The 14,019-nt window shown below is 70.1% G+C and carries 12 protein-coding genes; 7 read left to right on the top strand and 5 right to left on the bottom strand.

From position 1 onward, the window contains the following. Window positions 1-54: 54 nt before the first annotated feature. Window positions 55-2,730: a bifunctional acetate--CoA ligase family protein/GNAT family N-acetyltransferase gene (locus BLT59_RS07295; protein WP_091777971.1), complete on the bottom strand. Its 2,676-nt coding sequence runs from the start codon at window positions 2,728-2,730 to the stop codon at window positions 55-57. A gap of 408 nt (window positions 2,731-3,138) precedes the next feature. Between BLT59_RS07295 and BLT59_RS07290 the strand changes: the two genes are divergently transcribed. Then, window positions 3,139-3,552 (top strand): Ros/MucR family transcriptional regulator, encoded by a 414-nt coding sequence (locus tag BLT59_RS07290; protein WP_091777969.1) that lies wholly within the window; start codon window positions 3,139-3,141, stop codon window positions 3,550-3,552. A gap of 95 nt (window positions 3,553-3,647) precedes the next feature. After that, on the top strand, window positions 3,648-4,397 hold the full coding sequence (locus BLT59_RS07285) for a restriction endonuclease (RefSeq protein ID WP_091777967.1): 750 nt from the start codon (window positions 3,648-3,650) through the stop codon (window positions 4,395-4,397). Between the two features lie 6 nt (window positions 4,398-4,403). Here BLT59_RS07285 and BLT59_RS07280 read toward each other — a convergent pair whose 3' ends face one another. Both BLT59_RS07280 and BLT59_RS07275 read right to left on the bottom strand, forming a co-directional pair. Beyond that, window positions 4,404-5,045: a DedA family protein gene (locus BLT59_RS07280; RefSeq protein WP_091777964.1), complete on the bottom strand. Its 642-nt coding sequence runs from the start codon at window positions 5,043-5,045 to the stop codon at window positions 4,404-4,406. Window positions 5,046-5,137: 92 nt separating this feature from the next. Then, a complete protein-coding gene (locus BLT59_RS07275; protein ID WP_091777962.1) occupies window positions 5,138-5,617 on the bottom strand; it encodes a peroxiredoxin in 480 nt (159 codons plus the stop codon). Window positions 5,618-5,918: 301 nt separating this feature from the next. On the opposite strand from BLT59_RS07275, the gene BLT59_RS07270 reads away from it, so the two are divergent. Further along, complete coding sequence (locus tag BLT59_RS07270; protein WP_280141037.1) at window positions 5,919-6,569, top strand: YqgE/AlgH family protein; 651 nt, start codon at window positions 5,919-5,921, stop codon at window positions 6,567-6,569. 118 nt (window positions 6,570-6,687) lie between these two features. Here BLT59_RS07270 and BLT59_RS07265 read toward each other — a convergent pair whose 3' ends face one another. Next, entirely contained in the window at window positions 6,688-7,671 is a 984-nt protein-coding gene (locus BLT59_RS07265; protein WP_091777961.1) for a hypothetical protein, read from the bottom strand. Window positions 7,672-8,062: 391 nt separating this feature from the next. Between BLT59_RS07265 and dnaK the strand changes: the two genes are divergently transcribed. From dnaK to BLT59_RS07245, 4 genes are all read left to right on the top strand, one after another. Next, window positions 8,063-9,976 (top strand): molecular chaperone DnaK, encoded by a 1,914-nt coding sequence (dnaK, locus tag BLT59_RS07260; protein ID WP_091777959.1) that lies wholly within the window; start codon window positions 8,063-8,065, stop codon window positions 9,974-9,976. A gap of 255 nt (window positions 9,977-10,231) precedes the next feature. Then, window positions 10,232-11,380: a molecular chaperone DnaJ gene (gene dnaJ / locus BLT59_RS07255; protein ID WP_091777957.1), complete on the top strand. Its 1,149-nt coding sequence runs from the start codon at window positions 10,232-10,234 to the stop codon at window positions 11,378-11,380. A gap of 140 nt (window positions 11,381-11,520) precedes the next feature. After that, window positions 11,521-12,159: a class I SAM-dependent methyltransferase gene (locus tag BLT59_RS07250; RefSeq protein ID WP_091777955.1), complete on the top strand. Its 639-nt coding sequence runs from the start codon at window positions 11,521-11,523 to the stop codon at window positions 12,157-12,159. A gap of 108 nt (window positions 12,160-12,267) precedes the next feature. Further along, entirely contained in the window at window positions 12,268-12,588 is a 321-nt protein-coding gene (locus BLT59_RS07245) for a hypothetical protein (RefSeq protein WP_091777953.1), read from the top strand. Between the two features lie 131 nt (window positions 12,589-12,719). Here the strand turns inward: BLT59_RS07245 and deoA are convergent, their stop codons facing one another. After that, complete coding sequence (gene deoA / locus BLT59_RS07240; protein WP_091777951.1) at window positions 12,720-14,018, bottom strand: thymidine phosphorylase; 1,299 nt, start codon at window positions 14,016-14,018, stop codon at window positions 12,720-12,722. Window position 14,019 lies beyond the last annotated feature (1 nt).

Genomic DNA, 14,019 nt, shown 5'->3' with positions numbered 1-14,019 from the left:
GCCTGTTCGCGCTCCGCGTCTGGACCAGGAACGTCCACCGGCACCGGACCGCATCTAGCTGGCGGCGAGATCGAGGTGCACCTTCACCAGACCCGGATCATCCGGATCGCGCCCCTGCGTGAAGCCCAGGCGCCGGCACACCGCCAGCATCGGTCGGTTCTCGGCCAGCACCGACCCCTCGACTCGCCCGATACCCTCGGAACGCGCCCAGTCGATCATGAGGCGCATCAACGCGAAGGCGAGGCCGGTTCCCCGGACATCGCGGCCCACCGCAATCGCGTACTCGCCGCTCTCGTGGTTGGCATCGGCGTGGAGCCGAACCGCGCCGAGCATGCGCTCGCCGCCGGCCGGTTCGATCTCCGTGGCCACGAACGCGATGGCGCGGGCATAATCGAGCTGCGTCAGACGGGCCAGGAAGGCGTGGCTGAACTCGCGCACCGGGCCGAAGAACCGCAGCCGCAGATCCTCCGGATCGAGTCCCTTGAAGAAGCTCAGGAACAGGCCCTCGTCCTCCGGACGCACCGGACGCACCCGCACGGTTCGGTCCTTGAGGTTGAGCGTCCGGACCCATTCGGCCGGATAGGGCCGGATCGCAAAGCGCGGATGGCCGCGGCCTTGGGCGCCGCGCTCGGCGCGGCCAATTCGGACCCGAGCGTCGAGGGCCAGCACGCCGGTCTCGTCGGCCAGGAGCGGGTTGATGTCGAGTTCGCGGACCTGCGGCAGGTCAGCGGCGAGCTGGGACAGCTTCACCAGCGTCAGCGCGATCGCCCCGAGATCGGCGGCGGGCACGTCGCGGTAAGCCTCGAGGCGCCGCGCGACCCGGGTGCGGGCGATGAGGTCGCGCGCCAGGGTCAGGTCCAGGGGCGGCAGGCCAAGGGCGCGGTCATCGATCACCTCCACGGCGGTGCCGCCCCGGCCGAAGACCACCACCGGACCGAACACCGCATCCTCTGCGAGCCCGGCGATTAGCTCCCGGCGCTGGCCGCGGCGGATCATCGGCTGCACGGCGAAGCCGGTCACCCGGGCGTCAGGCCGTTCCCGGCGCGCGCGCGACAGGATGCTGCGGGCGGCCGCCGCGACGTCGGCCTCGCTGGTGAGGTCGAGATGGACACCGCCGATATCGGATTTGTGCACCACGTCCGGCGAGACGACCTTCAGCGCCACCGCACCGCCTGCGGCGATGATCGGCCACGCGGCCGCCGCGGCCGCATCCTTATCGGGCGCCAGCGTGATCGGAACCGTCGGGATCCCGTAGGCCTCGAGGAGGCCGTTCACCGCCACCGGATCGAGCCAGGCGGCGCCCTGGCGCAGGGCGCCGGCGACGATCGAGCGGGCGCGCGCCGTGTCGGGGGAGAAGTCCCGCGGCAGCGAGTCCGGCGTGCGCATCAGGTCGTCCTGCGCCTCGCGGTAGCGCACGAGATGCAGGAAGCCCTCGATCGCCTCGGAATCGGTGGTGAAGTGCGGGATCCCGGCTTGCGCGAAGGTCTCGCGTCCCGCCTCCACGTCGCCCAGCGTGACCGCGAAGACCGGCTTCTTGCGGGTCTGGCCGGCGCGGGCAGCCCGGACGGCTCCGGCGATGGCCTCGGCCACCGCGCCCGCTTCCGAGCGGATGGTGGGCACGTGGATGGCGAGAACGGCGTCGCTCGTCCGGTCCGTCAGCAGCGGCGCCAGCGCGGCGGAGAAGGCGGGCCCGGCGGCATCGATGCCGAGATCGAGGGGGTTGCCCGGCGCGCGCCCCTCCGCCTCGGCCGGCGCCGCCAGGGTCCCGGCTCGCTCCATCAGCCGGTCCGCGGCAAGGAGGCCGATGCCGCGGCCGTTCGATACGATCGCCAGCCGGTGGCCTGGAAACGGCCGCTGGCGCCCCAGGGTCTCCACGGCGGAGAACATCGCGTCGAGGTCCGGCACGTCCAGCAGGCCGGCCCGGCGAAATGCCGCCGCATAGACCGCGTCCGGACGGGCCAGGGCGCCGGTATGGGTGACGGCGGCACGGGTGTCGGGGCGGTGCTGGCCGGCCCGCAAGACCACGACGGGCTTGGCCCGGGCGGCGGCACGGGCGGCCGACATGAAACGCCGGGCATCCGCGACCCGGTCCAGGCAGAGCAGGATCGCGCGGGTGCGATAATCGGCGGCGAAATGATCCAGGCAATCGGCCACGCCGATGTCGAGGACGTTGCCCAGCGACAGCACGGCCGAGAAGCCGGTCCCGTGACGGGCGCCCCAGGCGACGATGGCCGCCGCGACCGTGCCGGATTGCGAGACGAGGGCGAGATCGCCGGCCTTCGGCGCATGGGCGAACAGGCTGGCATTGAGCTTGGCACCCGGCACCGCGAGGCCGGCGCTGTCGGGTCCGAGCAGGCGCAAGCCGTGGGCGCGGGCGATCCGGTGGGCGACCGGACCGGGATCGTCCGGCCCGGAACCGAGCCGGGCCGTGAGGATCACGGCCGCACCGGCGCCGATCGCGGCCGCCTGCGCGACGACCTCTGGCACGCTCGGCGGCGGTACCGCGATCAGAACGAGGTCGGGGGCTGCGGGCAGATCCGCGACCCGCGGCACGCAGGGCAGCCCCTCGACGGTCGCGTGATCGGGCTGAACCGGCATGATCGCGCCGGGGAAGCCCGCGGCGCGCAGGCTGTCGAGCATGCTGCGCCCCAGCGATCCCTCGCGTGCCACCGCCCCGACCAGGGCGATCGAGCGGGGCGCCAGCAGCTTGTCGAACCGGTAGGTGCTCACGACCGGCGGCTCACGGTGCCGCCGTCACGGGATGAGGTCCCGCAAGCCGTTCGTGGCGGCACGCATCTGGTCACCCTTGCTCACGTTCGATCGGGCGAGGCCCATCGCGCACTCACCGCCCCCCCAGATGGCGCGATCCGGCACGCCTGCAACGCCTGAACGGCGCGCGACGACCGGAAATCGGATGGCAGGCTCGATGCAGCCGTCCAGACCGCCTTTTCTCCAATATCGATCGCCATTTATCCACTCTAAGACGACACTTGTGAGCGGGTGTAGATTGGTCTTGCTATTAAATTCACACCACCATAGTAACTGCGCCTTAACTACCCTGTATCGGGTTGAGCAGAAACAGATTCCGGCCGGCGCTGACGGTCGGCGGCCGGCTGGGAACGAGTGGAGGTTTTTGGGATGGACGCCACGGGTGAAGGGCAACCGGACTATCTCGCGCTGTCCGTCGACATCGTGTCGGCCTTCGTGAGCAACAATCCGGTCCCCGCGCCGGACCTGCCCGGGCTCATCGCGGCTATCCACGCGACGCTGCACGGTCTCGGCGAGCCCGCCGCCCCGCCGGCGGAGGAGCTGCGGCCGGCCGTGCCGGTCCGGCGCTCGGTCCAGCCCGACTTCATCGTCTGCCTGGAGGACGGCAAGAAATTCAAGTCGCTCAAGCGCCACCTGCGGACGCACTACAACCTGACGCCCGAGGAGTACCGGGGGAAATGGGGTCTTCCGCCCGACTACCCGATGGTCGCGCCGAACTACGCCGCGGCGCGATCCAGCCTCGCCAAGAGCATGGGCCTCGGCCACCAGCGCCGGAAGGGCTGACGCGCCGCCCGCATCCACAGCTTTCGGATCCGGGTTAGGCTTCGGGCAAGCCGCGCTTGCGAGGGTCAGGGGCCCGTCAGCGCCCCCGAGACCCGATGCCCGGCAAGCCCAATCCCGTCGCCCGCCTGTTCTGGACGGCCGTCATCGGCCTCCCGTTCGGGCTCTGGTACGGCCTGCCGGCGCTCGCCGCGACGGGACTTGCCCTCGTTCTCATCCTGCTCCGGCATCTCGGGCGCCCGCGCCGGTTCCGGTCCCGGGTGCGGCGGATCGCCCGGGCGCATGCCGACACCCTGGCGCTGCGGCGGCGTCAGGAGAGCTACTGCGATCCCTACGGCAACTGGATCGAGGACGGCTGGCTGCGCGAGCGGGACTACTTCCTCGACCGGACCGTCCTGCCGCAGCTCGGCCCCCGCTTCGCCGACCTCGCCGACGCGGAGCACGAGCGGATGCTGGCGATCATCGAGGCTGAGGCGGCCGCCGTCGCGCTACCCGATGAGGACGAGGCGCCCGGGGACGGGCTCGACTACGAGCGCTACTGCGCCGAGCGCCTGACCCGGGCAGGCTGGCGGGCGCACCGGACGCCTGCGAGCGGCGATCAGGGCGCCGACATCGTCGCGGTGCGGGACGGGCTGCGCCTCGTGGTGCAATGCAAGCGGCTGAGCAAGCCCGTCGGCAACGCCGCCGTGCAGGAAGTGGCCGCGGCGCTGCGCTACTGGGCTGGGGACCGGGCGGCGGTGGTCTCGAATGCCGGCTTCACGCCGGCGGCGCGCCGGCTCGCGACGGCCACCGGCGTACTCCTCCTGCATCACGACGCCCTCGAGGCGATCGACCTCGCGGAGGCGTGACGGCCGTCAGGCGAGCGGCCCGGGGATGGCGATCTCCGCCTCGTTGAGCAGGCGCGCCTCGTGGCGGCGCACGAAGAGCCACAGGGCCAGGCCGCCGAAAACCACGAGTGCCAGCAGCGTCAGCCCCACCGGGCCGACGATGTGCTCGATCTGGCGCCCGCAATAGTACGAGCCGATGCCCATGCTACCGGCCCAGACGATGCCGCCGAGGGCGTTGAAGGCGAAGAAGCGGCGGGCATCCAGGCGGTTCACCCCGGCGAGCAGGGCGGCGTAGGCGCGCAGCATCGCGGTGAAGCGGCCGAAGAACACGATCTTGCCGCCGTGCTGGCGGAACAGGTACTGGCCGAGCTTGAGCCGCCCGTGGTCGAGGGCGATGAGATGGCCGTAGCGCAGGAGCAGGGGCATGCCCCAGCGCCGCCCCGCCCAGTAGCCGACATTGTCCCCCAGGATCGCCGCCCCCGCGGCCGCGGCGATGACCAAGCCGATATTCAGGTTGCCGGTGCTGCCGGCATAGACGGCGGCCGAGATCAGCACCGTCTCGCCGGGGCACGGCACGCCGGCGCTCTCGAGGGTGATGATCACGAAGATCGCGATGTATCCGTAATTCGCGATCAGCTCGGCGATGGGCAGGTCGTTCAGGAAGGCCATGCGGTCCTCGGGGCCGGTCTCCGGGCAAAGCCCGGCGACACAAGCGGACGGAAGGTGGCCTTAAAAGGGCCGATCTGCGGCGCAGGGCGCCCTCAGAGGACCTTCAGCAGCGCCTCGGCACCCGAGGCCTCCGCCTTCGAGGGCGTCTCCTCGACGTTCAGGATCCGGACGACGCCGTCCTCGACCAGCATCGAATAGCGCTTCGAGCGGATGCCGAGACCGAAGCCCGTGCCGTCCATCTCCAGGCCAAGGGCCCTGGCGAAATCGGCATTGCCGTCGGCGAGGAATTCCAGCCCTTCCGCGCCGCTCGCCTTCGACCACGCGTCGAGCACGAAGACGTCGTTGACGCTCGTCACCGCGATGGCGTCGACGCCGCGGGCGAGGATCTCGTCCTTGTGGGTCACGAAGCCCGGGAGGTGGTTGCGGTGGCAGCTGGGCGTGAACGCGCCCGGCACGCCGATCAGGACCACGCGGCGGCCCTTGAACACGTCGTCGGTGGTGCGCGCGATCGGGCCCTCGGGGCCGATCACCCGGAAGGTGGCCTGGGGCAGGTGGTCGCCGACCTGGATCATCGCGGGTCCCTCGTTGTCGCGCGCTGGGATGGCACGCGTGAGCAGCGCGCCTGACCTAGCGTGGCAGGTGGTGCCTGTCGAGGATGCGGCCGATTCCGACGTACCGCGCCTTCAGGCTCCGAGGAGCTTGATGAAGGCTGCGCCGGCTCCAAAGAATGCCGCTCCTGCGGCCATGCCCGAGCGGGCGACGAGCGGCGCCGGTATTCTGGAGCATGGATTGGAACACGTACAAGCTTGAGGGAGGCTTGCTGCGTCCCTTTTGCCTGCTGGACAACCGGAGGACGGGGCGTAGCATGGATGCATGGCGCACCCTCCGCATCGCAGGCCCGATCGCTCATCGGCAGCGTCACCGCTCCGGACGGAGCTGTCGGGCCCGAATTTCCTCGACGGGCAGTTCCTTGTGGCGATGCCCGGCATGGCCGACGAGCGCTTCGCCCGGTCGGTGATCTATATCTGCGCCCATTCCGCGGACGGCGCCATGGGCATCATCGTCAACAAGGCGGCGACCGACATCAGCATGCCGGACCTCCTGGTTCAGCTCGATGTGGCGCCCGAGGCGGACGCGATTCGCCTGCGCGAGCGGGTTGGCCATATGCCGGTCCTGATGGGCGGCCCGGTGGAGGGACGGCGCGGCTTCGTGCTCCACAGCGACGATTTCCATATCCAGCAATCGACGCTGATCATCGACGACGGCATCTGCCTGACCGCGACGGTGGAGATCCTCCGTGCCATCGCCAGCGGCGAGGGGCCGGCGAGCGCCGTCCTGGCGCTCGGCTATGCCGGCTGGCAGGCGGGTCAGCTGGAGAGCGAGATCATGGCCAACGGCTGGCTCAACTGCCCGGCCGATCCCGCCCTGATCTTCAACGCTGACCTCGACGCCAAGTACGACCTCGCCCTGCGGGCCAACGGCATCGATCCGGCTATGCTGTCGATGACAGCTGGCCGGGCCTGATTGACCGGCCCGGCGCGTAGGCTCGGGCGTCTCCGCCTCCGCGAGCGGAGCACAGCAATCTGGCGGCACAACGCGTGCCGTCGTGGCGCGACCCTGGCTCGCCTCGCTGCGGGAGCGTCTATTCCGGCAGCGCGTCGCCGCCGCCCACCGCATCCGGGTTCATGCCCTCCACGGCCGGTTTGGGACGTGGCCTGCGGGGCACGACGGCCGCAGTGGGCGTCGCCGTGTTGGCGCCCAGCCGGGTTGCCAGGGCCAGGGCCCGGTTCTCCGTCACCCGCAGATGGCAGAACCCGTGCGTGCCCTCGCGCGCATAGGTGCGGCAGAGCTGCTCCCGGTCCGACGAGAAGGCCGCCTGCTCGCTGACGATCGGCCGCACGTCCTCGCGCCGGGCGCGCTGGGTCATCAGCTTGTAATTGTCCCGCACGGCCTTGTCGGCGACGCCGCGGGCCGTGTCGAATTCGCCGGCCCGCGGAAGCAGGGTAGCGGCAGCTGGCCCCCAGAGGCCCACCGGGGTCGTGGCGCAATCCGCCGCCGAGAAGGTGCAGACAGGTCCCGCGCCCAGGCTCGAGACCAGGATGCCCCCCTCGGTCACGTCGAAGCGCAGCGGGCATTCCGCCCCGGCGGCCTCGAAGCGCGGCACGCCTTCGGGCTTGCCCTCGGCGGTGAGCGTCACCGGATTGCCGCCGGCGAGCGGAACCGTGCAGGATTCCGCCGGCTGCGAGATCTTGGTCCCCGGCAGCTTGATCCGCGCCGTGACGGTAGTGCCGGACCGTTCCAGCTTCAGGGATCCGGCCAGGCCGTTGAGCTGGAGATCCTGGCCGATCACGCCTTCCTCGGAGGGCGTCTTCAGCACGACCGGGCGGGCCGGGGCCGGGGCCGGCCGGGGCGCCTCTGGGGCCGCGGGCGGACCCGGCTCGCCCGGTGCCGCTGGGGCGGGCGACGGCTCCGGCAGGCCGCGCGGCGGCATCGGCGGTCGCTCCGGCTTGATGCCGAACAGGCGCTCGAAGAAGTTCTGGGCCTGCGCCGGGGGCGCGGCGAGCATCCCGGGCGCCACGACGGCGACCGCCAGGAGCGGGAGCAGGAGGCTTCGGATCGGGCGCATCGGACTCTACGAAGGGGCACGAAGTGGCGGGGCCACGCGCAACCCCTTGTCGAAACGTTAACACGTCGTCGATGGCGCCGACGTGGCAGCGGAGCAACAAAATGCAGCCACGCCACCCGGCAGATGGGTGGCCTGCGGCGAGATCCTGCCGGAATGACAAGGAGATGGCGCGATTCCGGACGGCGCCCCCGCCGCGCAGGCTTCGCCTTGCGAGCCCGGAACGGGGTTCTTATATCGCCCTCGACGCGGGATTGCGCGCTGGGTTTCAGCCGTTCACGGCCCTTGATCCGGCCCGGGTCCCATACTCACATCACCCCCGTACACCGCCATGGGCCGAGCTGCTTCGGGGCTCGGCGGTCTGCTTGAACGCGACGAAAAGAGGGATCCCACCATGGGTAAAGTTATCGGCATCGACCTCGGCACCACCAATTCCTGCGTGGCCGTGATGGAAGGCACGCAGCCCAAGGTCATTGAGAATTCGGAAGGCGCGCGCACCACGCCGTCGATCGTCGCCTTCACGGATGACGGCGAGCGGCTCGTCGGCCAGCCGGCCAAGCGCCAGGCTGTCACGAACCCCGAGCGCACGTTCTTCGCCATCAAGCGGCTCATCGGCCGGACCTACGACGACCCGATGACCCAGAAGGACAAGGGCCTCGTGCCCTACAAGATCGCCCGCGGCGACAACGGCGACGCCTGGGTCGAGGCGGACGGCAAGAAGTACTCGCCCTCGCAGATCTCCGCCTTCACGCTGCAGAAGATGAAGGAGACCGCCGAGTCGCATCTCGGCCAGCCGGTCACGCAGGCCGTGATCACGGTGCCGGCCTACTTCAACGACGCCCAGCGTCAGGCCACCAAGGATGCCGGCAAGATCGCGGGCCTCGAGGTGCTGCGCATCATCAACGAGCCGACCGCGGCGGCGCTCGCCTACGGCCTCGACAAGAAGAAGTCCGGCACGATCGCGGTCTACGACCTCGGCGGCGGTACCTTCGACGTCTCGATCCTCGAGATCGGCGACGGCGTGTTCGAGGTGAAGTCGACGAACGGCGACACCTTCCTGGGCGGCGAGGACTTCGACAACCGCATCGTCGAGTACCTGACGGCCGAGTTCAAGAAGGAGCAGGGCATCGACCTGACCAAGGACAAGCTCGCCCTCCAGCGCCTCAAGGAGGCCGCCGAGAAGGCGAAGATCGAGCTGTCCTCGGCCACCCAGACCGAGATCAACCTGCCCTACATCACCGCCGACAACACCGGCCCGAAGCACCTCGCGCTGAAGCTCAGCCGGGCGAAGTTCGAGTCGCTCGTCGACGATCTGGTCCAGCGGACGATTGAGCCCTGCCGCAAGGCCCTCAAGGATGCCGGCGTCTCGGCCTCCGAGATCGACGAGGTGGTTCTGGTCGGCGGCATGATCCGCATGCCCAAGATCCAGGAGGTGGTGAAGTCCTTCTTCGGCAAGGAGCCCCACAAGGGCGTCAACCCGGATGAGGTCGTGGCCATCGGCGCCGCCGTGCAGGCGGGCGTGCTCCAGGGCGACGTCAAGGACGTGCTGCTCCTCGACGTGACCCCGCTGTCTCTGGGCATCGAGACCCTGGGTGGCGTGTTCACCCGGCTCATCGACCGCAACACCACGATCCCGACCAAGAAGTCCCAGACCTTCTCGACGGCCGAGGACAACCAGAACGCCGTCACGATCCGGGTCTTCCAGGGCGAGCGCGAGATGGCGGCCGACAACAAGCTGCTCGGCCAGTTCGACCTCGTCGGCATCCCGCCGGCGCCCCGCGGCATGCCGCAGATCGAGGTGACCTTCGACATCGACGCCAACGGCATCGTGAACGTGACGGCGAAGGACAAGGCGACCAACAAGGAGCACCAGATCCGCATCCAGGCCTCGGGCGGCCTCTCGGACGCCGATATCGAGCGCATGGTCAAGGACGCCGAGGCGAATGCCGAGGCCGACAAGAAGCGGCGCGAACTGGTCGAGGTGAAGAACCAGGGCGAGAGCCTGATCCACGCCACCGAGAAGTCGGTGTCCGAGTACGGCGACAAGGTGCCGGCCTCCGACAAGGGCGCGATCGAGACCGCGATGACCGCGCTCAAGACCGCGCTCGAGGGTGAGGATGTCGAGGCCATCAAGGCCCGCACCACGGACCTGATGCAGGCCTCGATGAAGCTCGGTGAGGCCATGTACGCCGCCAACCAGGCCGCCGGCCCGGATGCCGGTGCCGAGGCGGCCTCCGAGAAGAAGGACGACGTCATCGACGCCGACTTCCAGGAGGTCGACGAGAAGGACCAGAAGAAGCGCGCCTGAGGCGCGGTTCTGTTAAGACCGCGCGGGGCCGGAGCAATCCGGCCCCGCCTTTGCGTGGGCAGCGTATTCAGAAGCTCCGTCATTCCGGGAATGCGAAGCGGAGCCCGAAATCCACGATCGGCCGACAGATCGCGCTTCCGCGCCGTCGTCGCATCTGGATTCCGGGCTCGTCGGCCGCGCCCCGGAATGACGACTCGATGTTAGAAGCGTCGCGATCCGAGGTCGGGCCGGGACGAGAAGGCACCTGAGGGCGGGATGTCGAAGCGGGACTATTACGAGATCCTGGGGGTCACCAAGACCGCGTCGGAAGGCGAGATGAAGGTCGCCTTCCGCAAGCTCGCGATGACCTATCATCCCGACCGCAATCCCGGCGACAAGGACGCCGAGATCAAGTTCAAGGAGATCAACGAGGCCTATCAGTGCCTCTCCGACGGCCAGAAGCGCGCCGCCTACGACCGGTTCGGCCACGCGGCCTTCAGCCAGGGCGGGGGCGGCGGCCCCGGATTCGGCAACGAGTTCGGCGACTTCATGTCGGACATCTTCGACAATTTCTTCGGCGACGGCCGCAGCGCCGGTGGCGCCCGGGGTGGACGCGGCGGTGCGCCGGGGCGCGAGCGCGGGGCCGACCTGCGCTACAATCTCGAGATCACCCTGGAGGAGGCCTTCACCGGCAAGGCCGAGACCATCAAGATCCCGACTTCGGTGACCTGCGAGGCCTGCGACGGTTCCGGCGCCAAGCCCGGGTCGAAGCCGCGCACCTGCCCGACCTGCGCCGGCTACGGCCGGGTCCGGGCGGCGCAGGGCTTCTTCGCCATCGAACGCACGTGTCCGAACTGCCATGGCCGCGGCGAGATCGTCGACGATCCCTGCACGGCCTGCCAGGGCGCGGGCCGGGTCAACCGCGAACGCACCCTCTCGATCAACGTGCCGGCGGGTGTCGATGACGGCCTGCGCATCCGGCTCGCCGGCGAGGGCGAGAGCGGGCTGCGCGGTGGCCCGGCGGGGGACCTCTACGTCTTCCTGTCCATCAAGCAGCACGAGTTCTTCCAGCGCGACGGCGCCGACCTGTTCTGCCGTGTGCCGATCTCGATGGTCACCGCCGCGCTGTCGGGCGAGATCACCGTGCCGGTGATCGACGGCTCGCAGACCCAGGTGCGAATTCCCTCCGGCACGCAGACCGCCAAGCAGTTCCGCATCAAGGGCAAGGGCATGCCGGTGCTCCGCTCGCGGGAGGTCGGCGACCTCTACATCCAGGTCTTCGTCGAGACCCCGCAGAACCTGACCAAACGACAGCGCGAGCTGCTCCAGGAGTTCGATCAGTCCGCCTCTCCGGAGAATCATCCCGAATCCGCGGGCTTCTTCTCGAAGGTTCGGGACTTTTTCGGAAGCGCGGTCCGGCCATGAGGCCGGATCCGAAACCCGGGAAGACCTGTTATGCAAGCGGCCGGCGTGGCTTGCATACCCTAGGCGCGGCGCCGGCTTGACTGTAAGACAGCGCCGTTCTTTAGCCTTTCATTCTCATTCGGCATCAAGGAATCCAGGACTTGCCGCCGCTCCGCCGTCCCAACGCGAAGGCTCCTGCCGGCAGGAGCGCGATTTTCGGGCCGCGGCGCGACCCCCTGGAGGATGAAGCGCGGTTCCTGCGCTCGTGGTTCGAGCGTCCCCTCGTCACCGGCGCCGTGACGCCGTCGGGCAAGATGCTCGCGCGGACCATGGCCGCCTATGTCGACCCGCGGCTGGAAGGGCCGGTGGTCGAACTCGGTCCCGGTACCGGACCGGTGACCGAGGCGCTGATCCGGCGCGGCGTCGCGCCGGAGCGGCTGATCCTCGTGGAATTCAACCCCGATTTCTGCCGCCTTCTGACCCACCGTTTCCCGGGCGTCCAGGTGATCCAGGGCGACGCCTACAACATGCGCGCGAGCCTGAAGGACGTGCTGACGCAGCCCGCGGCCGCGACGATCTCGAGCCTGCCGCTGTTCACCAAGCCGCTGGAGCAGCGGCTGGACCTGCTCAACACCGCCCACGACCTGATGCGGCCGGGCGCACCGTTCGTGCAGTTCACCTACGCGGTCGTGCCGCCGATCCCGGCACGGTGCGAGGCCGGCAGCTACACTGCCGACCGTTCCAGTCGGGTCTGGCTGAACCTGCCGCCGGCGCGGGTGTGGGTCTATCGCCGTCCCTGAGCTGAACACGGCCTGAGCGAACAGCTCACAATTGCGTCAACTCAAAGGGCGCACACCTGAGACACGGCCGGATGCCCAGCGCGCCCGGCGTGGAACAGGAGAACGCCGATGTTCACCAAGACCGTACGGAATAGCCTGGCCGCCGCCCTGGCCTTCGGCGGCCTCGCCTTCGCGGCGCCCGCCATGGCCGCCCCCCTCAGCCGAGACGCCGGGCTGCAGCCGGGCTCCAGCGACATCCACACCGTCCAGTACGGGTACGGCCACGGCCACGGCCACGGCGGCTGGGGACATCGCGGCTTCGGCCCGCACCATCACCATCACGGCGGCTGGGGGCGCGGCCACCACTATGGCTGGCGCCACCACGGTTTCGGGCCGCGTCACCATCATCACGGTGGCTGGGGCCATCGCCACGGCCACGGCCGCTGGTGAGGCCGACGGGCACTCGCCCGCTTGTTGCCCCCGTAAAGGCGCCGACGTCCTGCACCGTCGGCTGAACGCCATCGACTTGCGCGCTCCTCCCCCCTCTGCGGGAGGGGCCGAACTGCCGCTCAGAGACGGATCTATGATCCGGCCACGCGCTCGATGACCGCCGGCCGGCCGACCGGCGCCTCGCCCATGCGGTAGGCAGCCCGCAACGCGGCCTCGGCGCGATCCGCGCCGGCCTCATCGGCGGCGTGGACGATCCCGAGCAGGCCGCCGGATGCGCCGGGAGCGGCAAGATCCGTGAAGCCGACGCGCGGATCGATCGGGTCCTCCGGCCGGGTTCGGCCGCCCCCGAGTCCGATCACCGCCAAACCCAGAGCCCGCGTCGCAACGCCCGCGACGGTTCCGTCCTGACGAACCGGACGCCGCACCGGCGCGGCGGGCAGATGTGAGGCGGGCTTCTTCAAAAGGTCACCCGGCCCGCCGAGAGCCGCGACCATACGGGCGAAACATTCGGCCGCCCGGCCCGACGCGAGGGCCTCCTCCAGTCGCTCCGCGGCGCTGTCGCGGTCCGGCGCCAGACCGCCGACAACCAGCATCTCCGCGCCCAGCGCCACCGTGACCGCGTGGAAGCGCGGCTCGCGGCGCGCACCCGTCAGGTAGTCGATCGCGTAGGCGACCTCGACGGCGTTGCCGGCCGCACTGGCCAGCGGCGCGTCCATGTCGGTGATCAGCGCGGCCGTCCGCAGGCCGGCGCCCTCCGCCACCGTGACGATGCTCTCAGCCAGCGCCCGCGCTTCCGCCACGCTCTCCATGAAGGCGCCGGAGCCCTGCTTCACGTCCATCACCAGCCCGTCGAGCCCGGCGGCGAGCTTCTTCGACAGGATCGAGGCGGTGATCAGGTCACGCGACTCGACCGTGCCGGTGACATCGCGGATCGCGTAGAGGCGCCGGTCGGCCGGGGCGAGATCGGCAGTCTGGCCGATGATCGCACAGCCGATCTCTTTGACGACCCGGCGGAACGCGTCGAGCCCCGGCGTCGCGTCGTAGCCCGGGATGCTGCCGAGCTTGTCCAGCGTCCCGCCGGTATGGCCGAGGCCGCGCCCGGAGATCATCGGCACGTAGCCGCCGCAGGCCGCCACCATCGGAGCGAGCGGCAGGCTCACCGCATCGCCGATGCCACCGGTCGAGTGCTTGTCGAGGACCGGCCCGGGCAGGTCCCAGGTGAGGACGCGGCCCGATTCCGCCATGGCGCGGGTCAGCGCCACCCGTTCCGGCAGCGACAGCCCGCGGAAGAAGACCGCCATGGCGAAAGCCGCCGCCTGTCCCTCTCCCACCCCGCCGTCGGTGAGGCCGCGGACAAACGTTTCGATCGCCTCCGGATCGAGGGCAAGCCCGTCGCGCTTGGCCCGGATTGTTTCCTGCGGCAGCCGCACG

Source organism: Methylobacterium sp. UNC378MF, assembly GCF_900103195.1.
In the GTDB taxonomy this organism is placed as follows: Bacteria; Pseudomonadota; Alphaproteobacteria; order Rhizobiales; family Beijerinckiaceae; genus Methylobacterium.
Note: the sequence above shows the minus strand (reverse complement) of the source record. Positions and strands in the feature narration are given on the sequence as shown.

Coding starts and splice junctions, on each gene's coding strand:
- BLT59_RS07290 (WP_091777969.1), top strand. CDS start 3,139: ATGGACGCCACGGGTGAAGGGCAACCGGACTATCTCGCGCTGTCCGTC.
- BLT59_RS07285 (WP_091777967.1), top strand. CDS start 3,648: ATGCCCGGCAAGCCCAATCCCGTCGCCCGCCTGTTCTGGACGGCCGTC.
- BLT59_RS07280 (WP_091777964.1), bottom strand. CDS start 5,045: ATGGCCTTCCTGAACGACCTGCCCATCGCCGAGCTGATCGCGAATTAC.
- BLT59_RS07275 (WP_091777962.1), bottom strand. CDS start 5,617: ATGATCCAGGTCGGCGACCACCTGCCCCAGGCCACCTTCCGGGTGATC.
- BLT59_RS07270 (WP_280141037.1), top strand. CDS start 5,919: ATGGCGCACCCTCCGCATCGCAGGCCCGATCGCTCATCGGCAGCGTCA.
- BLT59_RS07265 (WP_091777961.1), bottom strand. CDS start 7,671: ATGCGCCCGATCCGAAGCCTCCTGCTCCCGCTCCTGGCGGTCGCCGTC.
- dnaK (WP_091777959.1), top strand. CDS start 8,063: ATGGGTAAAGTTATCGGCATCGACCTCGGCACCACCAATTCCTGCGTG.
- dnaJ (WP_091777957.1), top strand. CDS start 10,232: ATGTCGAAGCGGGACTATTACGAGATCCTGGGGGTCACCAAGACCGCG.
- BLT59_RS07245 (WP_091777953.1), top strand. CDS start 12,268: ATGTTCACCAAGACCGTACGGAATAGCCTGGCCGCCGCCCTGGCCTTC.